Below are 23,367 nucleotides of genomic sequence, written 5' to 3'. Positions count from 1 at the left end.
GCTATTCAAAGACACTGGGGAATGTCTTATAAATTAGGGAGGAACAGCTTCGATACATATACTATAAAAGGTGGATGTGACCTCTATGTGAACATAGAGTGAAAGATATGGGGATTTGAAAAATAGTACATATGAAATTGTTATTGCTAGCAATATTGAGCTAGGATATATAGTTTTCAAGCATAAAACAAAAAGAAGTCTGAATATAAATAAAAGTTGTAATCTATGAAAAAAAGGATTATGCTCAACTATATTATAAGAATATAAGGTTTGTCCCAATTGTTTAAGGGCTTTAAAAAGCTTTTTATTTATGAGGGGAAAGCTTCACTTTAATAAGGGAGTTAGTGATATGGAAGTAACAAAAAAACAAGGGCTGTATAATCGTCTTATACGATTAAACCCACCACAAATATTAGCGTTAGGTTTTTTCTGCTTAATTGTGGTTGGCGGTTTGTTATTAAAGTTACCATTCGCAACGAAAGCACATATTAGTTGGGTAGATGCTTTCTTTACAGCAACGTCAGCAGCGACCGTAACTGGTTTGGGAGTAGTGGATACAGCAAGTACATTTACGATGTTTGGCGAAATTGTTATTATGTTTTTAATTCAAACAGGTGGTCTAGGTCTTATGACAATTGCCATTTTAATTGTTTGGGTATTAGGCAAAAAAATCGGATTACGCCATCGTTTATTAATTGGAGAAGCATTTAATCAAACAAATATAGGTGGTCTTGTAAAATTAGTAAAGCGTGTCTTTATATTTTCGATTTGTATTGAGCTTATTGGGGTCATCTTTTTATCGTTTCGTTTTATTCCAGAGTTTGGTTTTGGAAAAGGTTTATACTATAGTATTTTTCATGTAATTGCATCTTATAATAATGCAGGATTTGCTTTATGGCCAGATAATTTAACAAGATATGTAGGGGATCCCATTATTAATATTGGGATTTGCTCTTTAATTGTAATAGGTGGACTCGGTTTTACCGTATTAATTGATATATGGTATAGTCGCAGTTTTCGAAAATTATCACTTCACTCAAAAATAATGATTATTGGAACAGTAGTGCTAAATGTTATAGCAATGATTGTGATTTTTGTATTGGAATATAATAATGTGAAGACGTTAGGGAATTTATCTTTAAATGAAAAACTGTGGGCTTCCTTCTTTCAAGGTATTACCCCGCGGACAGCTGGATTTAATACGGTTGACTATGGAGGTATGGAAGAATCATCTATATTATTTACGATGATTTTAATGTTTATTGGTGCAGGAAGTGTATCAACAGGTGGAGGGATTAAATTAACAACGTTTGTTATCTTAATTACATCTGTCCTTTCTTTCTTTAGAAAAAAGGAGGAAATTGTTTTATTTCAGCGTACAATTAAAATGTCGACAGTAACGAGGGCCTTAGCGATTGCTGTTGCCAGTCAAATACTTATTTTTGCAGCGGTATTTATATTAATGCTTACAGAAAACTTCAGCTTTATTCAATTATTATTTGAGACAATATCAGCGTTTGGCACAGTCGGATTAACGATGGGAATTACTGCAAAGCTATCGGCATTCGGAAAATGTATTATTATGTTTGTTATGTTCTGCGGATTAATTGGACCATTAACACTTGTGTTCTCTTTAGCGCGACCAGCAAAACAAAAAATAAAATATCCATCGGAAGATGTGTTTACAGGATAAGGTATCCCGCGTTAAGCGAGATACCTTTTTCTTTTTTAGAACAGGGAGAACAATAAGCCAATAAGTGCTACTCGGAATAAAATTGCGATAAGTGCAGCAATCCCACCGACAATTGCAGCAATACCGCCAGTTACAGTAGCTCCGCGATTATAAGCGTAAATACCGAGTAAAACAGAAACAAGACCAAATAGTGTTGGGAATGTAAATAGTGATAAAATAGATAGCGCAAGAGCGATAAAACCAGCAGTTGATCCAGCGGCGGATGATTTTACAACGTCTTTATCGTCTTTATCATCGTAATCATAATCAATCCGTTGTGGTGCAACCTCAGCAGCATATTCTTCTTTATAGTCACTATAATCACTATCTATTCTATCTCTTCTTTTATAATCATCAAATTTCTCAGTCAAAGTCATGACTCCTTTCATAACAAGGTTCAATAGTAGTATGTATCTCTTTTTCTTTTTTATCCCGCATTAACGGGCAGTAATATCTTTTAAAAGGAAGAAAATGTTTTCTTGAAATAGGAAAAGTTAGTATGACTTCCTCTATTTTGGAAAGTATAAAAAGGAATAATGAGGAAAGGGTGCAATACATAATGGAACATCCAATTGAAAATTTAATGAAAACGGCAATGACAAATTTAAAAGAGATGGTAGATGTAAATACGATTGTTGGGAGTCCGGTTTCAACAGCTGACGGAAATGTAGTATTAACAGTATCTCAAGTGGCTTTTGGTTTTGGAGCTGGTGGAAGTGATTTTAAAGGGGATTTTATTACTGAAAAACATAACGGTGGGCAAAATCAGCATAAAGAGAACAAGCAAGGGCATCCATTTGGAGGAGGAAGCGGGGCTGGGGTTTCCATTAGTCCAGTGGCTTTTTTAGTAGTTGGTTCTAACGGGGTGCAGGTATTACATCTCAACAGCAGTACACATTTAATTGAAAAGGCTTTAAATACTGTACCAAGCACTGTAGATAAATTTGTGAATGGTCGTCAAAAGTGAACTTGCATTTTTTAGGAATTATGATATATTAGAAAAAGTGCGCTTTAGGATGATCGGAATAATTGAAATGTAAATATATATGATGTATGGAATAAGGGAGAGGAATTTATGATTAATATCAAAAACTTAGTAGTTGGCTTATTTATGTTAGTAAGCGGCTTTGTTGTATATGTAATAAAAGAAAAAGCTCCATTCTAAAACAGACAAACCGTTAATGTCTGTTTTTAATTTACGGAAAAATGTTGACAAGTTATTGTATTGGTGTTAGAATTTTAATTCGTGTCTCGGTTACAGCTAGTGTAAAGTAAATATCTCTTATGAATGCAATACAAAAAGTTTGCGAAAGATCGGGTAATTTTATCAACAACTTTTGTGAACAAACCCTATAAATTGTATTTGTAAGCTATATATGTATACTAGTGAATCAAGGAGCGGTCAGTGGAACCGTAATGATGAGAGAGAGGTAGGGCTTTCATCCAGTATATGTTACTTTCCCGTTAGGTGAATATAAAAAAGAGGGCTCCTTTAAAAGGAGTCCTCTTTCATTTTTTAAGTGCGACTTTCAATTTGTTGACAAATTTCATCCGTTGTTAAACCGTGAGCTGTAATGACTGATCCTTTAATTGAGGCATCTGCAATGCCCATCACATTAGAATCTTGCCCAGTTACAACGCAACAATCACACCCTTGTGCATCCTGTTCTGAGTTAAGTGTAACAACTTCATGACCTTGTTGCTGAAGAGCTTGTTGAACGTCTGTTAATGAGTTTTCAACGCCAATTCTAGCCATAATTCTCACCTCCTACCATCTAATTGCTAGTATGCTCAAGTTCACTGCATTTATGAAAAGACGGTAGGAAGTAAATCTTTGTTTAGTCGTTATATACGCCAGTAAGCATTTGACTAACGAATTGATCGTTTAATGTATCTTGGGCAGAAGAAGTATTTGAATGGATGTCGATTGAAGCAATAAAATGATTATGTTCTTGCGTATTTGGTTCTACCTCTACGTAATTATCGAATTTACAAAAACCTTTCGTATCCATTAGATCAAATAATTGCAGCATTTCTACTACCTCTTGTCTCGTTCCTTTAATTTGTACACACGCCATATTTATTTCCTCCTTCATTTTGACAAATTGTTTTTTAAAAATAGGATTATGATTACGAAATGAAAAATATGAATGTTATTTTTAGACAGCGCTATTTTTGTTATTTTCCCCCTTTTTCAGCAAAAGTCGTTATATATTCCCGGATTTATAAAATCGGACGTCCGTTTATTGAATACAATAGATTCGTATCAATTGATGAAAATCCTTCTTTTAAACAAATATTTTTTTAGGGGAAATTGGTGAAAAAAATTTTTTGATTTTTTGTAAACGTTAACAATGTTGTTAAATCAATATAAGTAAAGAAGTACGTACGATTAAAAATTATAAATTTTCTAAAAATTCACTTGATTTATTTAGAAAGGAGAGTAAACTAGGAAACAATAAAAAATTCATAGAACATAGGAGGCGCTTCTAGTGAATGAGCAATGGATTTTCTTAAATGGAGAATTTGTTCCAAAAGATGAAGCAAAAGTTTCAGTATATGATCATGGCTATTTATATGGCGATGGAGTATTTGAAGGAATTAGAGTTTATAGCGGTAATGTTTTCCGTTTGAGAGAGCATCTTGTCCGGTTGTATGAATCAGCAAAATCAATCCTTTTAGAAATTCCATATTCATTAGATGAAGTAACAAATATTGTTGTTGAGACGATTCGACAAAATAAATTATCTAATGGATACATTCGCCTTGTTGTATCAAGAGGAGCAGGAAATCTTGGATTGGATCCCGATTCATGTAAGAAGCCGAATGTAGTAGTAATTGCAGAACAATTATCTTTATTCCCGCAAGAATATTATGAGAAAGGAATTCCAGTTGTAACAGTTGCAACGCGCCGAAATCGTCCCGATGTTTTATCCCCTCAAGTAAAATCTTTAAATTACTTAAACAATATTTTAGTTCGTATTGAAGCGAAATTAGCTGGAGTACAAGAAGCACTTATGTTAAATGATCAAGGATATGTAGCTGAAGGATCAGGAGATAACGTGTTTATTGTTAAAGGAAATAAATTAATTACACCACCAAGTTCTGCTGGAGCGTTAGAAGGTATTACACGAAACGCCATTTTAGAAATCGGCGAAAAACTTGGGTATGACGTAAGAGAAGAGCTATTTACAAGACATGATGTATATGTAGCTGATGAAGTGTTTTTAACAGGAACAGCTGCTGAAGTTATTGCTGTTACGACAGTAGATGGTAGAACGATTGGTTTAGGGCAAACAGGTCCACATACGAACCGTTTATTAGAAGAGTTTCGTAAGTTAGTTGTAGAAGATGGAGAGAAAATTTACGCAGAAAATAAAGTTGTATAACAATTCTTTTTAACATAAAAAAAGCGTTGATAGGGAGGAGTAGTTGATTGTGAAGCCTCACAGAGAGTCGGTGGTTGCTGAAAACCGATGGTTCACGTCGACGAACATCGCCCTTGAGTGCTAAGCTAAAGCATTTGTCTAGGCTTAGACGGTAGCTCCGTTATTAGCTAGATCCATTTATGGATCACTGAGGCAAGAGTATTCTTGCAAAGAAGGGTGGTACCGCGAAATCTTTCGTCCCTTCAGCACATAGCTGGAGTGTGGACGTAGGATTTTTTTATTGTATAAAAGTTTGAAAAAGGGGGCTTATAAGAACAATGTCTTCAAAAACGGAAGAGAAACTGGCAACTGGTGCACAGCTATTGTTAGAAGCGCTAGAAAAGGAAGGCGTAGAAGTAATTTTCGGATATCCGGGTGGTGCCGTTTTACCTCTCTATGATGCACTGTATGATTGTGAAATTCCGCATATTTTAACAAGGCATGAGCAAGGGGCAATTCACGCTGCTGAAGGGTATGCCAGAATTACAGGGAATCCAGGGGTTGTAATTGCAACGAGTGGACCAGGTGCTACAAATGTAATTACGGGTCTAGCGGACGCGATGATCGATTCATTGCCACTTGTAGTATTTACAGGCCAAGTAGCAACAACGTTAATTGGGAGCGATGCTTTTCAAGAGGCGGATATTATGGGACTTACGATGCCAGTGACAAAACATAACTATCAAGTGCGAAAGGCCTCAGATTTACCTCGAATTATTAAAGAAGCATTTCATATTGCTAAAACAGGAAGACCAGGACCAGTCGTTATTGACCTTCCGAAAGATATGGTAGTCGAGAAAGGTGAGCGATGTAGCAATGTACAAATGGATTTACCAGGATATAACCCTAATTATGAACCGAATCTACTTCAAATAAACAAATTACTACAAGCAATTGAAACCGCAAAAAAACCGTTAATTTTAGCTGGAGCAGGTATACTGCATGCGAAAGCTTCGAAAGAATTGACAAGTTTTGCCCGTAAATATGAAATCCCTGTTGTGCATACGTTACTTGGACTTGGTGGTTTTCCGCCAGATGATGGGCTATTTCTAAGGATGGGGGGAATGCACGGTTCTTACACAGCCAATATGGCGTTATATGAATGCGACTTACTCATTAATATAGGTGCAAGATTTGACGATCGTCTTACTGGGAATTTAGCTTATTTTGCTAAAGGGGCGACTGTCGCACATATCGATATTGATCCAGCAGAAATCGGGAAAAATGTGCCGACTGAAATTCCTATTGTTGCAAGTGCTAAGCAGGCGTTAGAAGTATTGCTTCAATCAGAAGGAAAGAAAGAAAATCATCATGAATGGCTCTCTTTATTAAAGAGTAGAAAAGAAAAGTATCCATTCTCTTATAAACGAAATTCTGAAAGTATTAAACCTCAATACGCGATTGATATGCTATATGAAATCACGAAAGGAGAAGCGATTGTAACAACAGACGTTGGGCAACATCAAATGTGGGCAGCACAATACTATCCGCTGAAAAATCCAGATAAATGGGTAACTTCTGGAGGATTAGGGACGATGGGATTTGGATTTCCGGCAGCAATTGGTGCACAAATTGCAAAACCAGATGAACTAGTCATTGCAATTGTCGGTGACGCTGGGTTTCAAATGACTCTGCAAGAATTAAGTGTATTAAAAGAACATTCTTTACCTGTTAAAGTATTTATTTTAAATAATGAAGCTTTAGGGATGGTAAGGCAATGGCAAGACGAATTTTATAATCAAAGATATTCACATTCTTTATTGTCGTGTCAACCAGATTTCGTCGCTCTTGCGAATGCGTATGGTATAAAAGGTGTTCGTATTGATGACCCACTTCTTGCAAAGAAGCAATTGAAGCATGCGATCGAATTAAAAGAACCAGTCTTAATTGATTGCCGTGTACTTCAATCTGAGAAAGTTATGCCGATGGTTGCGCCCGGGAAAGGTGTTCACCAAATGGAAGGAGTGGAAAAAAGGTGAAGAGAATTGTTACAGCGACAGTTCGTAATCAGAGCGGTGTGTTAAATAGAATTACAGGTGTTATGACCCGAAGGCATTTTAATATTGAAAGTATTTCAGTGGGGCATACGGAATCATCGGATATTTCACGGATGACGATAGTTGTGCATGTGGAAAGTGAACAGCAAGTTGAGCAGTTAATTAAACAACTGCATAAGCAAATCGATGTTCTGAAAGTATCAGATATTACAGAAGAAGCAATGATTGCTAGAGAGCTTGCTCTTATTAAAGTAGCAACTTCTGTAGCAAGGGCGGAATTATATAGTTTAATTGAACCGTTTCGAGCCGCTGTAATAGATGTTGGGAAGGATTCCATAGTTGTGCAAGTAACAGGTACACAAGATAAAGTGGAAGCGTTAATTGAATTACTTAGACCATACGGTTTGAAAGAAATTGCGAGAACAGGTGTAACAGCATTTACACGTAGTATGAAAAAACAAGATAAGCAAGTTATGTTAATTCAATAATCATTTAAATATAGGGGGAAATGAAAATGGCAAAAGTTTATTATGAGAAAGATGTAACGGTAAATGTATTAAAGGAAAAGAAAGTAGCAATCATCGGATATGGTTCGCAAGGTCATGCGCATGCGCAAAATTTACGTGATAACGGATTTGATGTAGTAGTAGGTTTAAGAAAAGGTAAGTCTTGGGATAAGGCGAAAGAAGATGGATTTTCTGTATATACAGTAGCAGAAGCGGCGGAAAAAGCTGATGTAGTAATGATTCTATTACCTGATGAATTACAACCAGAAGTATATGAAGCTGAAATTGCACCAAACTTACAGGCCGGAAACTCTCTCGTGTTCGCACATGGATTTAATGTTCATTTTGATCAAGTAAAACCACCAGCTAATGTAGATGTATTTCTAGTAGCTCCAAAAGGACCGGGGCATCTCGTACGCCGTACGTTCGCCGAGGGCGGGGCTGTTCCTGCATTATTTGCAGTATATCAAGATGCAACAGGAGTTGCGACTGAAAAAGCACTTTCTTATGCTGACGGAATTGGAGCAACGAGAGCTGGTGTATTAGAAACGACGTTTAAAGAAGAAACAGAAACAGATTTATTTGGAGAGCAAGCTGTACTCTGCGGCGGAGTGACTGCACTTGTAAAAGCAGGGTTTGAAACGTTAGTTGATGCGGGATACCAGCCTGAACTTGCATATTTTGAATGTTTACATGAACTGAAGCTTATCGTTGACCTTATGTATGAAGGTGGACTTGAAAATATGAGATATTCAGTTTCAGATACAGCGCAGTGGGGAGACTTCGTATCAGGACCACGCGTTGTTACTGAAGATACGAAGAAAGCGATGGGGGCAGTACTAGCAGAAATTCAAGATGGTACATTTGCAAAAGGCTGGATTGCAGAGCATAAAGCAGGAAGACCAAATTTCCACGCGACAAATGAGAAAGAGAATGAACATGAAATCGAAGTAGTTGGACGTAAATTACGTGAAATGATGCCTTTCGTACAGCCGCGAGTAAAGGTAGGGATTAAATAATATGAAGCAGATTTTGTTCATGGATACAACGCTTCGTGATGGCGAACAATCACCAGGAGTAAATTTAAATGAACAAGAGAAATTACAAATTGCTAGGCAATTAGAGAGGCTTGGTATTCATGTAATGGAAGCTGGATTCGCGGCAGCTTCCGAAGGTGATTTCCAATCAGTAAAACGCATCGCGAATACAATTCAAAATGCTACGGTTATGAGTTTAGCTAGAGCGAAAGAAAGTGACATTCGAAGAGCATATGAAGCTTTGAAAGGTGCTGTATCTCCTCGTCTACACGTATTTCTAGCTACAAGTGATATTCATATGAAATATAAACTTTGTATGTCAAAAGAAGACGTGTTAAATAGTATTCATCGTTCGGTTACGCTTGGAAAATCATTATTTCCGACAGTACAATTTTCTGCAGAAGATGCGACAAGAACATCGAGAGCATTTTTAGCTGAAGCAGTAGAAACTGCGATTCGCGCAGGAGCGAATGTAATTAATATTCCGGATACAGTTGGATATACGAATCCGGAAGAATATTATTCTCTTTTTAAATACTTACAAGAATCCGTTCCATCATATGAAAAAGCGATTTTTTCTTGTCATTGTCACGATGATCTTGGTATGGCAGTAGCAAATTCGTTAGCTGCGGTTGAAGGCGGAGCATTGCAAGTAGAAGGAACGATTAATGGCATTGGAGAAAGAGCAGGGAATGCAGCGTTAGAAGAAGTTGCGGTTGCTCTTCATATTAGAAAAGATTTTTATAAAGCAGAACCTTCGATGACGTTAAAAGAGATTAAGGCAACGAGTACATTAGTAAGCAGGTTAACGGGTATGGTTGTACCGAAAAATAAAGCAATCGTTGGAGCGAATGCTTTTGCTCATGAATCAGGCATCCACCAAGATGGGGTTCTAAAAGAAGTAACAACTTATGAAATTATCGAACCGGCGCTTATAGGGGAATCTCAAAATCTCTTTGTACTTGGGAAACATTCTGGCCGTCATGCGTTTACGGAAAAGATGAAAGAGCTTGGTTATGAATTTACAAATGAAGAGCGAGATGCGGTATTCGAAGCGTTTAAAAAATTGGCTGATCGTAAAAAGGAAATTACTGAGGAAGATTTACGCGCACTTATGCTTGGTGAAGCAGCATTTGCAGCCCAGCAATATAACATTACGCAATTACAAGTGCATTTCGTATCAAATAGTACACAATGCGCAACAGTTGTGCTGAAGGATGAGGAAGGAAATGTGTATGAAGATGCAGCCACTGGTTCTGGTAGTATTGAAGCGATATACAATGCGATTCAAAGAATTTTAGGACTAGAATGTGAATTGGCAGATTATCGCATACAATCTATTACACAAGGTCAAGATGCACTTGCTCACGTTCACGTTGAATTAAAAGAAGGTAGTCACCAAATATCAGGTTTCGGAGTTGCGCAAGACGTATTGGAAGCGTCGGCGAGAGCTTATGTCCATGCAGCAGGGAAATTAAAATCTCTTATAGCGCTTGTGAAATAAATATTTGATAGGTGAGAGAAGTTTTCCTCACCTATCAAATTAAAGTTCTGAAAATTCAGTTAAAGGAGTGTTGAAAATGGAAAAACGTATCGTTTGTTTAACTGGTGATGGTGTCGGTCCAGAAGTTATGGAAAGTGCGAAGGAAGTATTGCATATGGTAGAAAGGCTATATGGACATCATTTTCATTTGCAAGATGAGTACTTTGGTGGTGTTGCTATCGATTTAACTGGGAAACCATTACCACAGCGAACACTTGCCGCCTGTTTAGCGAGTGATGCGGTTTTACTTGGAGCAGTAGGTGGACCAAGGTGGGATAGTGCGAAAGAAAGGCCTGAGAAAGGATTATTAGCATTAAGAAAAGGACTCGGTGTATTTGCGAATGTTCGCCCTGTAACGGTAGAAAGTGCAACTGCACATTTATCACCATTAAAAAATGCTGATGAAATTGATTTTGTTGTCGTTCGTGAATTAACAGGCGGAATTTATTTTTCTTATCCGAAAGAGCGAACGGAAGAAGTGGCGACAGATACACTTACGTATCATCGCCATGAAATTGAACGTATCGTTTCGTATGCTTTTCAATTAGCGAATAAGCGGAAGAAAAAAGTAACATCTATTGATAAAGCGAATGTTTTAGAGTCTAGTAAACTATGGAGAACTGTGACAGAAGAAGTAGCACTTCGCTATCCAAATGTGGAAGTAGAACACATTTTAGTAGATGCAGCGGCTATGGAATTAATTCGAAATCCAGGAAGATTTGACGTTATTGTAACGGAAAATTTATTTGGTGATATTTTAAGTGATGAGGCTTCAGTATTAGCTGGATCATTAGGAATGCTGCCATCAGCAAGTCACGCTGAAAAGGGGCCTTCATTATACGAGCCTATTCACGGATCAGCACCGGATATTGCGGGGAAAAATAAGGCAAATCCAATTGCGATGATGCGTTCTGTTGCAATGATGCTTGGGCAATCGTTCGGATTAACGAGAGAAGGATATGCAATTGAAGAAGCAGTTTCTGCAGTCCTTAAATCAGGAAAATGTACAGCAGATATCGGAGGGACTGAAACGACAACTTCATTTACAAAGGCAGTCATTCAAGAAATGGAAGAGCAAGCGTTAGTAGGGAGAGGAAAATAATGGGGAAAAGGTTACTAGATAAGCTTTGGGAAAGACATGTAGTTGCGACAAATGAAAATGGATTGGATTTATTATATATCGATCTACATCTTGTTCATGAAGTAACGTCACCGCAAGCCTTTGAAGGCTTGCGGCTTACAAATCGAACAGTCCGCAGACCAGATTTAACATTTGCAACGATGGATCATAATATTCCAACGAAAGATGTTTGGAATATTACCGATCGCATTGCGAAGCAGCAACTAGATACACTTCGGGAAAACTGTAAACAATTTCAGGTGCCATTAGCGGATATCGGAGATGAAGAGCAAGGGATCGTTCATGTTATAGGACCAGAACTTGGGCTCACACAGCCAGGAAAAACGATTGTTTGTGGTGATAGTCATACAGCGACACACGGTGCTTTTGGCGCACTAGCGTTTGGGATTGGTACGAGTGAAGTGGAACATGTATTGGCAACGCAAACGTTATGGCAACGAAAGCCGAAAGCGATGGGCATTGAGTTAAAAGGAAGGTTACCGCAAGGTGTTTATGCGAAAGATATTATTTTACATCTCCTTTCAAAGTACGGAGTAGCAGTTGGAACAGGTTACGTAATGGAATTTTACGGAGAGGCCATTCATGCTCTGGATATGGAAGAGAGGATGACGCTTTGTAATATGGCAATTGAAGGGGGAGCGAAGGCTGGCATTATTGCACCAGATGAAAAAACGGTTGCTTACGTAAAAGGACGTAAATATGCACCGAAAGACTATGAATCTATTAAGAAAAAATGGTCGGAACTTTATACAGATTTAGATGCAGTTTATGATTTACATATTATAGTAGATGTTACGGATTTAGCGCCGTACGTTACGTGGGGAACAAATCCTAGTATGGGTGTTCGGATTGATGAGAAATTGCCAGAAAAGCATGATGCAAATGACGAAAGGGCGTTTTCTTATATGGGGTTGAGTCCCGGCCAAAGTACGTATGACATTCCAGTTCAACATGTTTTCATTGGATCTTGTACAAATTCCAGGCTTTCTGATTTAGAAATTGCTGCATCTGTCGTGAAAGGTAAAAAAGTAAAAGAAGGTGTGCGAGCACTTGTTGTACCTGGATCTCAAAGGGTAAGAGAAGCAGCGATGCATAAAGGATTACATCGCATATTTGAAGAAGCTGGATTTGAATGGAGAGAGCCCGGATGTTCAATGTGTCTAGGTATGAATCCAGATCAAGTGCCTGAAGGAGAACATTGTGCCTCTACGTCAAATCGCAATTTTGAAGGAAGACAAGGAAAGGGAGCACGAACGCACTTAGTTAGTCCGGCAATGGCGGCAGCGGCTGCGTTATATGGTCATTTTGTTGATATTAGAAAGGAGAGTTATGATGGAGCCATTTCGTATTCATAAAGGTACTGCCGCAGTACTGATGAATGATAACATTGATACAGATCAAATTATTCCGAAGCAATATTTAAAGAGAATTGAAAGAACCGGGTTTGGAAAGTTTTTATTTGATGAGTGGCGATATGATAATAATCGCCAAGAAAACCCTAATTTCCCACTTAATGCACAAGAAAGAAAAGGAGCCAATATATTAATTACAGGTGATAATTTTGGATGTGGCTCGTCAAGAGAACATGCTCCGTGGTCACTTGCTGATTATGGTTTCCGCGTTATTATCGCTGGAGGATTTGCCGATATCTTTTATATGAATTGTATGAAGAATGGCATGTTACCGATTGTAATGGATAAAGATATACGTGAACAACTTGCTAAAACAGATGCGAGGGAACAAATCAAAGTAGATTTAGAAAATGAAGTAATTACAACGAATACGCACAGATTCCATTTTACAATTGAGAAAATGTGGAAAGAGAAGTTATTAAATGGTTTAGATGAAATTAGTATTACAATGCAATATGAAAAAGAAATAAAAGAGTATGAAAGAAAAGTAGCTTTACATTAAAAAAGTGACGGAATATTAAAAATGTATTTACATTCAAAATTAACTGTTATATACTATGTGAAAATCAGAGGAGAAAGGGAGTAAGTATTATGAATATCGTGCGATCTATTACAATGCTTACACAACTACATCATCATACATGAAACCCTTGAACCTAGCGTGAAAACGTGTAGGTACAAGGGTTATTCCCGTTGTACCTACACTCTACTGAAGAGCCTTGTAGGTATTTTGTCTACAAGGCTCTTTTTATTTTCGGCTTAGGTGAATGAAATAGGCATACATTAGAAGAGGAAAGGTGTGAAAATTCAGATGACAAAATGGAGACGGGCAAACCCGAATGGAACGAGAGATTATTTATTCGAAGAATGTACGTTAATTGAAGAAGTGGAGCAAAAATTAAGGCTTACTTTTTTAGAGAGAGGTTATGAGGAAATAAGAACACCTACAATTGAATTTTATGATGTTTTTGCATTTCAAAATAGACCGATAGATGAAGAGAAGATGTATAAATTTTTTGATGAAAAGGGAAGGATTATCGTTTTACGTCCAGATATGACAATTCCTTTAGCGAGAGTTATTGGAACACAGAGATGGGATACGCCACTTAAATTGACGTATAGCGGGAATGTATTTCGAGCGAATGAATCCCATTCTGGAAAATATAATGAAATCGTACAAAGTGGTATTGAAGTTATCGGGATTGATAATGTAAGAGCTGAAATTGAATGTGTAATAAGTGTCATTCAAGCACTTCAAAAGTTGAAGGTGCAATCTTTTACAATTGAGATTGGGCAAGTACAGTTATATAAATGTATTGTAAAAAAACTCTCCATCCATGATGAAGAAGAAAGAGTACTTAGAACGTATATAGAAAGTAAAAATTATGCTGCCCTCTCAAATTTTATCGGAGAAAAGAAATTAGATCGATGCGATGAGACAGTAAGATTACTTGAGAAATTGCCAAGGCTATTTGGAAATTTAGAAGTTATTGAGGAAGCAGAAAAGCTTGCTTCAAGTAATGAAATGAAAATGGCAATTGCAAGAGTAAAAGAAATGTATGAAACAATTGAAACGTTAGGATATGGTTCTTACATATCAATTGATTTAGGTATGATTCAACACTTAGATTACTATACGGGTGTTATTTTCAAAGGATATATATATGAAATTGGGGAAGAAATCGTTAGTGGCGGAAGATACGATGAGCTAATTGGGAATTTTGGAGAAATGCTGCCGGCTGTTGGACTCGCGGTGCAAGTAAATCAAATTGTGAAGGCGCTGCAAGAGCAGCAAGAACCATATGAACGAAATCAAATTGATATTGTGATTCATTATGAGTTAAATAGATTAGCAGAAGCAGAAAGGTTACGAAATTTACTTCGAAAGGACGGTAAGAATGCCTGGTTATCTTTATTTTCTAATTTAAATGATACCTTTCAATTTGCAAGAAAAAATAAAATAGGAACAGTCGTTGAGGCAAAGAATGAATACTTAGTGGAATATGTATGGAATGAAAAATGGGTAGTCCAGAAAGAAGGAGAGACTTCATGCGTAACATTCAAATTGCGTTAACGAAAGGAAGATTAGAAAAACATGTAATTCCACTTTTTGAGCAGATTGGAATTGATTGTTCCGAGCTCAAAAATAAAGGTCGGAAGCTTGTATTTCAAAGTAAAAATACAAATGTTTCATTTATTTTAGTAAAGGCGGTTGATGTTGCCACTTATGTAGAACATGGGGTAGCTGATATTGGGATCGTTGGAAAAGATATTTTAATGGAAAACGAGAAAGATATTTATGAAATGCTGGATTTAGGAGTGGGGATTTGTAAGTTTTGTGTTGCTTCTATTCCTACGTATAACCCGAAGAGTTATCGGAAGAAAAGGATTGCTACGAAATACCCACATATTACTTCTACTTATTTTCATGATAAGGGAGAGGATGTAGAAATTATTAAAATAGAAGGTTCTGTAGAAATCGCTCCTCTTCTTGGATTGGCAGATGCGATTGTAGATATTGTTGAAACAGGAAAAACATTACAAGAGAACGGACTTATTGTATTTGAGGAAATGCACTTTATATCGGCTCGGATGATTGTAAATAAGGCAGCCTTAAAAACTAAAAAAGACGAAATATTCAGTATTATAAATATGATGGAGCAAGAAATCTTATCAGGGAAATAGGAGGACTTAAAATGGAAATCATTTATGAAGACTTTAAGGAGGCATTATCTAAAATAAAAGTGCTAAGAGAAAACGCTAATATAATAGAAGAAACTGTTCAAAGAAGTGTAAGAGAAATCATTAGAAATGTAAGGGAAGGGAAAGATGAGGTTTTATCTTTCTATACAAAAAAGTTTGATGGTGTAGAGATGAAAGATTTTCGTGTAAGTGAAGAAGAAATACAGCAAGCGAGTATGTTTGTAGAGAATTCATTTTTAGAAGCTTTAAAAGAGGCGAAGAAAAACATTGTTTCGTATCACGAAAAGCAAAAGAAGCACTCAATATTCGATTGTGAAAGTAAAGGCATAATTAGAGGGCAGCTCATTCGGCCATTAGAAAATGTAGGTGTATATGTACCAGGCGGGACAGCCTCATATCCTTCTTCAGTATTAATGAATGTATTGCCAGCGAAACTCGCAGGTGTGAAAAAGATTGTAATGGTAACACCACCGAGGAAAGGAGGAATTGATCCTCATATATTAGCTGCTGCAAATCTTGCGGGAGTAGATGAAATTTATACGATAGGTGGCGCGCAAGCAATTGCTGCTTTAGCATACGGGACGGAATCGATTCCGAAAGTGGATAAAATAGTTGGACCGGGAAATTTGTACGTCGCTCTAGCGAAACGAGAAGTATACGGAATAGTAAACATCGATATGATTGCTGGCCCATCAGAAATTGTAGTTGTCGCGGATGAAACGGGTAATGCAAAGTATATCGCAGCGGATTTATTATCGCAAGCAGAGCATGACGAGAGAGCAACGGCGATTTGTATTACAACGAATATGGAACTAGCTAAAGAAGTAGAAAAAGAGGTAGAAAGACAGTTAGAAATGTTACCAAGAAGTGAAATTGCACGTGAATCGATAAAGAGAAATGGAGCTATCTTTATCATTCCTTCCTTAGATGAGGCACTAAAATTATCAAATGAAATTGCTCCAGAACATTTAGAGTTACATATAAAAGAACCGATGAATGCTCTAGATTATGTGAAACATGCAGGCTCTATTTTCCTTGGGGCATATGCACCTGAACCGCTCGGGGATTATTTGGCGGGACCGAATCATGTATTACCAACGAGCGGAACGGCAAGATTTTTTTCTCCGTTATCAGTCGATGATTTTGTGAAAAAATCAAGTTTTATTTCTTATACGGAGGAAGCATTAAAAAATGTACAGCATCATATTGTAGAGCTTGCAAATAAAGAAGGGTTACATGCACATGCGAGAGCAATCCAAATAAGGTTTGAGGAGGGAAAATAATGCGTCAGTCCAGTCAAGTACGTGAGACGACAGAAACAAAAATTAAATTAAGTTTGCAGCTTGATGAAAGTACGAATGTATCTATTCAAACGGGGGTTGGTTTTTTCGATCATATGCTGACTTTATTTGCTAGGCATGGAAGATTTGGATTGCAAGTTGAGGCAGAAGGTGATGTATTTGTCGATGCACATCACACCGTTGAAGATATTGGAATTGTACTCGGAAATTGCTTGAAAGAAGCATTGCAAAATAAAGAGAGAATTAATCGTTACGGTTCAGCGTATGTACCGATGGATGAATCTTTAGGATTTGTCGCAATTGATATAAGTGGACGCTCATATTGTGTATTTCAAGGGGAATTAACAAATCCGAAGCTCGGGGATTTTGATACAGAATTGACGGAAGAATTTTTTAGAGCAGTTGCACATGCTGCCAATATTACATTACATGCGCGCGTTCTATACGGAAGTAATACACATCACAAAATTGAAGCATTATTTAAAGCTTTTGGTAGAGCGCTTAGAGAAGCTGTCGAAAAAAATGCCAACATTACTGGTGTAAATTCAACGAAAGGGATGTTGTAATTGATTGCCATTATAGATTATGGAATGGGGAATATTCGTAGTGTAGAGCAAGCATTAACATATATTGGGGCAGAGCACATTGTAACGAGTGACAAAGAAGAGATATTGAGAAGCGATGGCGTGATTTTACCAGGAGTAGGTGCATTTCCGAAAGCGATGGAAGTATTAGAAGAAAGAGATTTAGTGTGTGTACTAAAAGAAGTTTGTGATATAGGAAAACCACTCCTCGGTATATGTTTGGGCATGCAGCTTTTATTTGACCGAAGTGAGGAACTAAAAGATTGTAGTGGGTTAGGTTTACTACCAGGGGAAATTCGTAAGTTAAAAGTTTCTTATAAAATTCCTCATATGGGATGGAATGAATTAAGGAAGGAAAGAGAATTTCCGCTTTGGAATGGATTAGTGGATGGTTCTTTCGTGTATTATGTTCACTCATATTACGCGGATTGTCCAGATGAAATTGTATGCGGAGTAAGTGATTATGGAATACAAGTACCAGGGTTTGTAGCGAAAGGAAATGTATTTGGTGCACAGTTTCATCCAGAAAAAAGTGGTGAAATTGGCATGCAAATATTAAAAAATTTTCAAGGGGTGGTAGAAACATGGAAGTCTTCCCAGCTATCGATTTAAAAGAAGGAAGATGCGTTAGACTTTATCAAGGAGAGTTTAGTAAAGAAACGGTGATGAATGAAGATCCGGTAGCGCAGGCAATCATATTTGAAAAGCTTGGAGCGGAAATACTACACATTGTTGATTTAGACGGTGCAATTGCTGGTGAGTCGTTAAATTTGCCTGTCATTGAAAAAATCTGTAAGGCGGTACGCATTCCTGTGCAAGTTGGAGGAGGAATTCGTTCACTTGTAGCGGTGGAGAAGTTATTGTCAGTAGGTGTAGAAAAAGTGATTTTAGGAACAGCAGCTCTTTATGATAAGTCATTTTTAGAGGAAGCAGTTCGTCTATATAAAGAGAAAATCATTGTTGGAATTGATGCGAAAAATGGTTTCGTAGCAACGAGAGGTTGGCTTGATCTGTCTGAAATTTCTTATATTAATTTAGCGAAACAAATGGAAAGTTTAGGTGTTCAAACGATTGTGTTTACAGACATTTCGAAAGACGGGACGCTTGCAGGGCCAAATTTTGAACAATTGGCGTTACTTCAAAAAAGTGTGGGTATTCGTCTCATTGCCTCTGGAGGAGTGGCATCTATTCAAGATGTGAAAAAGTTAAATGATATGAATATATATGGTGTCATAATTGGAAAGGCGCTTTACGAGAAAACGATTGATTTAGAAGAAGTGTTACAGGTAACGAAGTTATGTTAGCGAAACGAATTATTCCATGTTTAGATGTGAAAGAAGGGCGAGTCGTAAAGGGTGTAAATTTTATGGGATTACAAGATGTCGGTGATCCGGTTGAAATAGCTGAAGCATATAACGAGGCAGGGGCAGATGAAATCGTATTTTTAGATATTACGGCGACCCATGAAGGAAGAAAAACGATTATAGATGTTGTAGAAAAAACAGCAGCAAAAGTATTTATTCCTCTTACGGTTGGCGGGGGGATTTCAAGTGTGAAAGATATGTACAATTTACTAAGAGTTGGAGCAGACAAAGTTTCAATAAACTCAGCGGCAGTGCGAAACCCGAAGCTAATCGAAGAAGGGGTAGAACACTTTGGATCACAATGTATTGTCGTGGCAATTGACGCTAGAAAAGTAGCAGAAGATAAATGGAACGTATACGTCAACGGCGGAAGAGTTGATACAGGAATGGATGCCATAGAATGGGCGAAGCGTGTTGTTAAGCTCGGGGCGGGTGAAATTTTGTTAACGAGTATGGATGCAGATGGAACGAAAAGTGGATATGACCTTCGTTTAACAGAAGAAATTTCAAAAAGTGTTTCCATTCCAGTCATCGCATCAGGGGGCTGTGGTCATACGGATCACATTGTAGAAGTTTTTCAAAAGACAACAGTTGATGCAGCGTTAGCGGCATCCATATTTCATTATGGTGAGGCGACAGTGCAGAGTGTAAAGCGAAAATTAAGAGATGCAAATGTTGAGGTGCGGTTATGAAACCTAATTTTTCAAAAGGATTAATACCAGCAATTGTCATCGAAGAAGGTACGAAAGAAGTTTTAATGCTAGCTTATATGAATGAAGAAGCATATGAAAAAACGTTGGAGACGAAAAGAACATGGTTTTATTCTCGTTCGAGGCAGTCGTTATGGAATAAGGGAGAAACATCAGGGAATGTCCAATATGTGCAATCTCTATACTTAGATTGTGATCACGATTCAATTGTTGTGAATGTGAAACAAGTAGGACCTGCTTGTCATACGGGGGAGAAGACATGCTTTCACTATCAAATTATATAGGGGGATACATATGGAAAATGCCTTTAAGTTGCTGTATAAAACAATTGAAGAACGAAAGGAAAGCCCACTTCCTGAATCATATACAAATTATTTATTTTCAAAAGGAGAAGATAAAATTTTAAAGAAAATTGGTGAAGAGTGCGCTGAAGTAATTATCGCATGTAAAAATAATGATAAAGAAGAAGTAGTGAAAGAAATGGTTGATGTATTTTATCACTGTTTCGTTTTATTAGCTGAAAAAAATATTGCATTGGAAGATGTCATGCGAGAGGTGAAAGAACGAAATGGAAAGCTTTCGAGAGTTGGGGATAGAAGGGAAATAGATACATTATAAGGAGGAATGTATATGAAAGTAGATTATCATCTTCACTTAGAAGAAGGACCGTATTCAATAAGATGGCTTGCTAAAATAAATGAAGCATTGGAATATTATGAACCGCTTCAAGAAAGGCATTCTATTGATTGGCTTATGAAAACACAAGAGCGTTTGCAAAAGCGTGTGAAGGAGGGGCCATTTACAAGAGAATGGATGGATCTCTATTTAGAAGAAGCTGTGCGAAAAGGAATAAAAGAAGTGGGAATTGTTGATCATCTATATCGTTTTCATGAAGCGAAAGGATATTATGAAAAATATGTAGATATTAGTGATTCTAGGCTTGGTCGTATACAGAAGGAATGGTTAGATCAAGTAAGGGTAGTTTCACTGTATGATTTTACAAAGGCAATTGAAGAGGCGAAAGAACGATGGAGTAAAAGAGGTGTCACGCTTAAACTTGGAATTGAAGCGGATTATTTTACCGGTTGTGAAGGAGAGTTAAAAGAATTATTAGGGCTAGGAGACTTTGATTATGTAATTGGTTCCGTTCATTTTCTAAATGGCTGGGGATTTGATAATCCAGATACGAAAGAATATTTTGAAGAGCATGACCTACGAGCATTATATGATACGTTTTTTAAAACGGTTGAGAGTGCGATTCGTACCGAGTTATTTGATATTATCGCTCATCTTGATAATATAAAGGTATTTAATTATCGATTGGATGAGAATGAACAGCTTTCTTATTATGAGGAAATTGCCTCTGCGTTAGTAGAAACGAATACGGCAACAGAAATAAATGCAGGATTGTATTATCGTTATCCTGTTCGTGAAATGTGCCCAAGTCCACTATATTTACAAGTATTAGCTAAGTATGGTGTTCCAATTACGATTTCTTCGGATGCCCATTATCCAAATGATTTAGGAAACTATGTACAAGAAAATGTACAAACATTACGAGCTCACGGTGTTACTCAGGTTGCAACATTTACGAAGCGAGCAAGAGTAATGAGGTCGATTGGAGAAGAAGTAACAAATTCAAAATGAAACGCGATTTTTTGATGAAAACCGTCCTTTTTGTTCAAAATAAGAAAGAATGAAAAGGAGGGTAAGAAATGGCGAAACAACAAAATAAACAAAATGTACAAGGTGCACAGCAACAAGCTTATACTTCTGAAACGAATGCTGCATCTCAATCGGTTATTGAGGAGCAAATTAGCGATACGGTTGCAGAAGGAACTATTGATGTGAAGCTCGGAAAAGAATCGCAGGAAAAAGCGTAAGAAGAGGGGAGAGTTGCATCTCCTCTTTTTTTATGGAAAAGTGTCGATTTTCAAAACTATAATCAAATTCCTTGGTTTTTATATGTGGATTTCTTACAATGAAATATAAGAGATATCTTATTTTCTATAGAAGAGGTGTTAGTAGTGGCAAAAATATTAGTAGCGGGAAAAATTCCGGAAATTGGATTAGAACTATTAAGAGATCATGATGTAGAAATGTACGATAAAGAGGAGTTAATTTCTATAGATGAATTAACAGAGCGTGTAAAAGATAAAGATGCATTGTTAAGTTTACTTTCGACAAAAGTGCCAAAAGAAGTTATTGATGCGGCACCTCATTTAAAGATTGTTGCAAACTATGGTGCTGGTTACGACAATATTGATTACACGTATGCGGGCGAAAAAGGAATTGCAGTAACGAATACACCGAAAGTATCAACGGAAGCGACTGCAGAATTAACATTTGCACTTCTTTTAGCAGCGGCGCGTAGAATTCCTGAAGGGGATACGTTATGTCGTACGACTGGATTTAACGGGTGGGCACCGTTATTTTTCTTAGGAAGAGAAGTCCACGGTAAGACAATTGGAATTATTGGTCTTGGAGAAATCGGGAAGGCTGTTGCAAAACGTGCGAAAGCATTTGGAATGGATGTTTTATATACAGGGCCAAATCGTAAACTTGAAGCTGAAAGTGAACTGGGAGCAACGTATGTGACGTTGGAAGAATTATTACAAACAGCAGACTTTATTACAATTAACTGTGCTTATAATCCAAAATTACATCATATGATTGATGAAAAGCAGTTTAAAATGATGAAGAACACAGCGTATATTGTAAATGCTTCACGTGGACCAATTATGAATGAAGCAGCACTTGCTCATGCATTAAAAACGAATGAAATTGAAGGGGCAGCTCTTGATGTGTTTGAATTTGAACCGAAAATTACAGAAGAGTTAAAAGGATTAAAGAATGTAGTACTTGCTCCACACGTAGGGAATGCAACATTTGAAACTCGTGATGCGATGGCTGAAATGGCTGTCAGAAATATTATAGCTGTATTAAATGGCGAAGAGCCAGTAACACCTGTAAATCAAAAGGTATTAGTTACAAAATAAAAAGAAACCTTCCGGACTCGGAAGGTTTCTTATTTTTCTTTATTCGTTTTTTTAGAAGGTCTTTGTCTAATGAATTGAGATAACATGTACAAAATATATAGTGGAATGGCAATGAATAAGAAAACAGAAAAATTGCCAAATCCTGTTTGATACATTGTAATAATGATTCCAACTAAAAATAGTGTAATAATGATGCTATATCGTGGAATTGGTACATCTTTTAAACTTGGGATACGAATGCGGCTCACCATTAAAAATGCGAACGTTACAAATACGGTAATAAGAACGATTTTTGGAATGGTATGTGAAAATAATGTTAAGAAAGCAACAAGCCCTCCCGCTGCTGTAATCGGTACTCCAGTGAAATATTTCATTGAAGTAGAAGATGGTGTTACATTAAATCGTGCTAAACGATATGCTCCGAAAAGAGGGAATAATCCCGCTATGTATAATCCGATGATTCCGTAGTTTGAGAAAGATGTGTAATACATTAGAACAGCAGGTGCTGCACCAAATGTTACGACATCTGCAAGCGAGTCGAGCTCTTTTCCCATTTGTGAATCAACACGTAATAAACGAGCAACACGACCATCAAGACTATCTAACATCATCCCGATAAGTACTAAAATAGCAGCTGATTTATAATATCCTAAAGATGCATAGCCGATTGATAAAAATCCGCTATATAAATTTCCGAGCGTAAATAAGTTTGGAATAGCTGCTCTATACAAAATCTGATCCCTTGCTTTCTGTAATGAATTCTTAATTAGTGTATGAAAGTTTACTTATTTTATCATACCATAAATTTATTCCTCATACGAAAGAAATTACCAATTTGTGAAAGATTTCATAGAAGGATGGTTTGAAAATTAAGTGGAAATAAAAAGAGGAAGCAACTTGTATAAAGTTG

The 23,367-nt window shown here is 37.0% G+C and carries 27 protein-coding genes and 1 other annotated feature; of the genes, 23 read left to right on the top strand and 4 right to left on the bottom strand.

Annotated features, from left to right (window positions below; translation table 11 throughout):
- Nucleotides 1–349: 349 nt before the first annotated feature.
- Nucleotides 350–1,693 carry a TrkH family potassium uptake protein gene (locus ACODS7_RS12840; protein WP_000454115.1) on the top strand — a complete coding sequence of 448 codons (1,344 nt, stop codon included), beginning with the start codon at nt 350–352 and terminating at the stop codon, nt 1,691–1,693.
- 35 nt (nt 1,694–1,728) lie between these two features.
- On the opposite strand, the gene ACODS7_RS12835 is transcribed toward ACODS7_RS12840, so the two are convergent.
- Nucleotides 1,729–2,103 carry a hypothetical protein gene (locus tag ACODS7_RS12835; protein WP_016082344.1) on the bottom strand — a complete coding sequence of 125 codons (375 nt, stop codon included), beginning with the start codon at nt 2,101–2,103 and terminating at the stop codon, nt 1,729–1,731.
- Between the two features lie 128 nt (nt 2,104–2,231).
- On the opposite strand from ACODS7_RS12835, the gene ytfJ reads away from it, so the two are divergent.
- Both ytfJ and ACODS7_RS12825 read left to right on the top strand, forming a co-directional pair.
- Nucleotides 2,232–2,699 (top strand): GerW family sporulation protein, encoded by a 468-nt coding sequence (gene ytfJ, locus ACODS7_RS12830; RefSeq protein WP_000204241.1) that lies wholly within the window; start codon nt 2,232–2,234, stop codon nt 2,697–2,699.
- 108 nt (nt 2,700–2,807) lie between these two features.
- Nucleotides 2,808–2,897 carry a hypothetical protein gene (locus ACODS7_RS12825; RefSeq protein ID WP_000608227.1) on the top strand — a complete coding sequence of 30 codons (90 nt, stop codon included), beginning with the start codon at nt 2,808–2,810 and terminating at the stop codon, nt 2,895–2,897.
- Nucleotides 2,898–3,248: 351 nt separating this feature from the next.
- Here ACODS7_RS12825 and ACODS7_RS12820 read toward each other — a convergent pair whose 3' ends face one another.
- Entirely contained in the window at nt 3,249–3,488 is a 240-nt protein-coding gene (locus tag ACODS7_RS12820; protein ID WP_016082342.1) for a YkuS family protein, read from the bottom strand.
- A gap of 82 nt (nt 3,489–3,570) precedes the next feature.
- Nucleotides 3,571–3,810, bottom strand: coding sequence for a DUF3911 family protein (locus tag ACODS7_RS12815; RefSeq protein WP_000752514.1), 240 nt, complete (start codon nt 3,808–3,810; stop codon nt 3,571–3,573).
- Nucleotides 3,811–4,224: 414 nt separating this feature from the next.
- Here ACODS7_RS12815 and ilvE point away from each other — a divergent pair, with 414 nt between their 5' ends.
- From ilvE to ACODS7_RS12715, 20 genes are all read left to right on the top strand, one after another.
- Nucleotides 4,225–5,121 (top strand): branched-chain-amino-acid transaminase, encoded by an 897-nt coding sequence (gene ilvE / locus ACODS7_RS12810; protein WP_016082341.1) that lies wholly within the window; start codon nt 4,225–4,227, stop codon nt 5,119–5,121.
- 17 nt (nt 5,122–5,138) lie between these two features.
- Nucleotides 5,139–5,366, top strand: a binding site (T-box leader).
- A gap of 72 nt (nt 5,367–5,438) precedes the next feature.
- On the top strand, nt 5,439–7,139 hold the full coding sequence (gene ilvB / locus ACODS7_RS12805) for an acetolactate synthase large subunit (RefSeq protein WP_243168084.1): 1,701 nt from the start codon (nt 5,439–5,441) through the stop codon (nt 7,137–7,139).
- The gene (ilvN, locus tag ACODS7_RS12800; RefSeq protein ID WP_000822952.1) at nt 7,136–7,645 is read left to right on the top strand and encodes an acetolactate synthase small subunit; all 510 of its coding nucleotides are present in this window, start codon (nt 7,136–7,138) and stop codon (nt 7,643–7,645) included. The genes ilvB and ilvN overlap by 4 nt, the downstream gene beginning before the upstream one ends.
- A gap of 26 nt (nt 7,646–7,671) precedes the next feature.
- Nucleotides 7,672–8,682 carry a ketol-acid reductoisomerase gene (gene ilvC / locus ACODS7_RS12795; protein WP_016082339.1) on the top strand — a complete coding sequence of 337 codons (1,011 nt, stop codon included), beginning with the start codon at nt 7,672–7,674 and terminating at the stop codon, nt 8,680–8,682.
- Nucleotide 8,683: 1 nt separating this feature from the next.
- Nucleotides 8,684–10,204, top strand: coding sequence for a 2-isopropylmalate synthase (leuA, locus tag ACODS7_RS12790; RefSeq protein WP_016082338.1), 1,521 nt, complete (start codon nt 8,684–8,686; stop codon nt 10,202–10,204).
- A 76-nt stretch (nt 10,205–10,280) separates the two neighbouring features.
- On the top strand, nt 10,281–11,345 hold the full coding sequence (leuB, locus tag ACODS7_RS12785; RefSeq protein WP_029441806.1) for a 3-isopropylmalate dehydrogenase: 1,065 nt from the start codon (nt 10,281–10,283) through the stop codon (nt 11,343–11,345).
- Nucleotides 11,345–12,739: a 3-isopropylmalate dehydratase large subunit gene (gene leuC / locus ACODS7_RS12780; protein WP_029441807.1), complete on the top strand. Its 1,395-nt coding sequence runs from the start codon at nt 11,345–11,347 to the stop codon at nt 12,737–12,739. The genes leuB and leuC overlap by 1 nt, the downstream gene beginning before the upstream one ends.
- The gene (gene leuD, locus ACODS7_RS12775; RefSeq protein ID WP_243168085.1) at nt 12,717–13,298 is read left to right on the top strand and encodes a 3-isopropylmalate dehydratase small subunit; all 582 of its coding nucleotides are present in this window, start codon (nt 12,717–12,719) and stop codon (nt 13,296–13,298) included. The genes leuC and leuD overlap by 23 nt, the downstream gene beginning before the upstream one ends.
- Before the next feature lie 309 nt (nt 13,299–13,607).
- Nucleotides 13,608–14,870, top strand: coding sequence for an ATP phosphoribosyltransferase regulatory subunit (locus ACODS7_RS12770; RefSeq protein ID WP_043315679.1), 1,263 nt, complete (start codon nt 13,608–13,610; stop codon nt 14,868–14,870).
- Nucleotides 14,846–15,481 carry an ATP phosphoribosyltransferase gene (hisG, locus tag ACODS7_RS12765; protein ID WP_001244491.1) on the top strand — a complete coding sequence of 212 codons (636 nt, stop codon included), beginning with the start codon at nt 14,846–14,848 and terminating at the stop codon, nt 15,479–15,481. Before ACODS7_RS12770 ends, hisG begins: the two co-directional genes overlap by 25 nt.
- An 11-nt stretch (nt 15,482–15,492) precedes the next feature.
- Entirely contained in the window at nt 15,493–16,782 is a 1,290-nt protein-coding gene (gene hisD / locus ACODS7_RS12760) for a histidinol dehydrogenase (protein WP_016082333.1), read from the top strand.
- Nucleotides 16,782–17,366, top strand: a complete 585-nt coding sequence (gene hisB / locus ACODS7_RS12755; RefSeq protein ID WP_016082332.1) for an imidazoleglycerol-phosphate dehydratase HisB — start codon at nt 16,782–16,784, stop codon at nt 17,364–17,366. The genes hisD and hisB overlap by 1 nt, the downstream gene beginning before the upstream one ends.
- Nucleotides 17,367–17,996: an imidazole glycerol phosphate synthase subunit HisH gene (gene hisH, locus ACODS7_RS12750; RefSeq protein WP_029441810.1), complete on the top strand. Its 630-nt coding sequence runs from the start codon at nt 17,367–17,369 to the stop codon at nt 17,994–17,996.
- The gene (gene hisA, locus ACODS7_RS12745; RefSeq protein ID WP_029441811.1) at nt 17,969–18,688 is read left to right on the top strand and encodes a 1-(5-phosphoribosyl)-5-[(5-phosphoribosylamino)methylideneamino]imidazole-4-carboxamide isomerase; all 720 of its coding nucleotides are present in this window, start codon (nt 17,969–17,971) and stop codon (nt 18,686–18,688) included. Before hisH ends, hisA begins: the two co-directional genes overlap by 28 nt.
- Nucleotides 18,682–19,440, top strand: a complete 759-nt coding sequence (gene hisF, locus ACODS7_RS12740; protein WP_029441812.1) for an imidazole glycerol phosphate synthase subunit HisF — start codon at nt 18,682–18,684, stop codon at nt 19,438–19,440. The genes hisA and hisF overlap by 7 nt, the downstream gene beginning before the upstream one ends.
- A complete protein-coding gene (hisI, locus tag ACODS7_RS12735; protein ID WP_016082328.1) occupies nt 19,437–19,742 on the top strand; it encodes a phosphoribosyl-AMP cyclohydrolase in 306 nt (101 codons plus the stop codon). Before hisF ends, hisI begins: the two co-directional genes overlap by 4 nt.
- 10 nt (nt 19,743–19,752) lie before the next feature.
- Nucleotides 19,753–20,076, top strand: a complete 324-nt coding sequence (gene hisE / locus ACODS7_RS12730; protein WP_000426355.1) for a phosphoribosyl-ATP diphosphatase — start codon at nt 19,753–19,755, stop codon at nt 20,074–20,076.
- Nucleotides 20,077–20,088: 12 nt separating this feature from the next.
- Nucleotides 20,089–21,105: a histidinol phosphate phosphatase domain-containing protein gene (locus ACODS7_RS12725; RefSeq protein ID WP_029441813.1), complete on the top strand. Its 1,017-nt coding sequence runs from the start codon at nt 20,089–20,091 to the stop codon at nt 21,103–21,105.
- A 68-nt stretch (nt 21,106–21,173) separates the two neighbouring features.
- Nucleotides 21,174–21,341 carry a YozQ family protein gene (locus ACODS7_RS12720; RefSeq protein ID WP_001118878.1) on the top strand — a complete coding sequence of 56 codons (168 nt, stop codon included), beginning with the start codon at nt 21,174–21,176 and terminating at the stop codon, nt 21,339–21,341.
- 144 nt (nt 21,342–21,485) lie between these two features.
- On the top strand, nt 21,486–22,457 hold the full coding sequence (locus tag ACODS7_RS12715; RefSeq protein WP_016082326.1) for an NAD(P)-dependent oxidoreductase: 972 nt from the start codon (nt 21,486–21,488) through the stop codon (nt 22,455–22,457).
- Nucleotides 22,458–22,486: 29 nt separating this feature from the next.
- Here the strand turns inward: ACODS7_RS12715 and pssA are convergent, their stop codons facing one another.
- Nucleotides 22,487–23,188: a CDP-diacylglycerol--serine O-phosphatidyltransferase gene (pssA, locus tag ACODS7_RS12710; protein WP_000285418.1), complete on the bottom strand. Its 702-nt coding sequence runs from the start codon at nt 23,186–23,188 to the stop codon at nt 22,487–22,489.
- Nucleotides 23,189–23,367: the final 179 nt, after the last annotated feature.

The sequence above is a fragment of the Bacillus sp. FG16 genome, assembly GCF_057809515.1.
The sequence above is the reverse complement of the archived record's forward strand: the minus strand, read 5'-3'. Positions and strand labels throughout refer to the sequence as shown.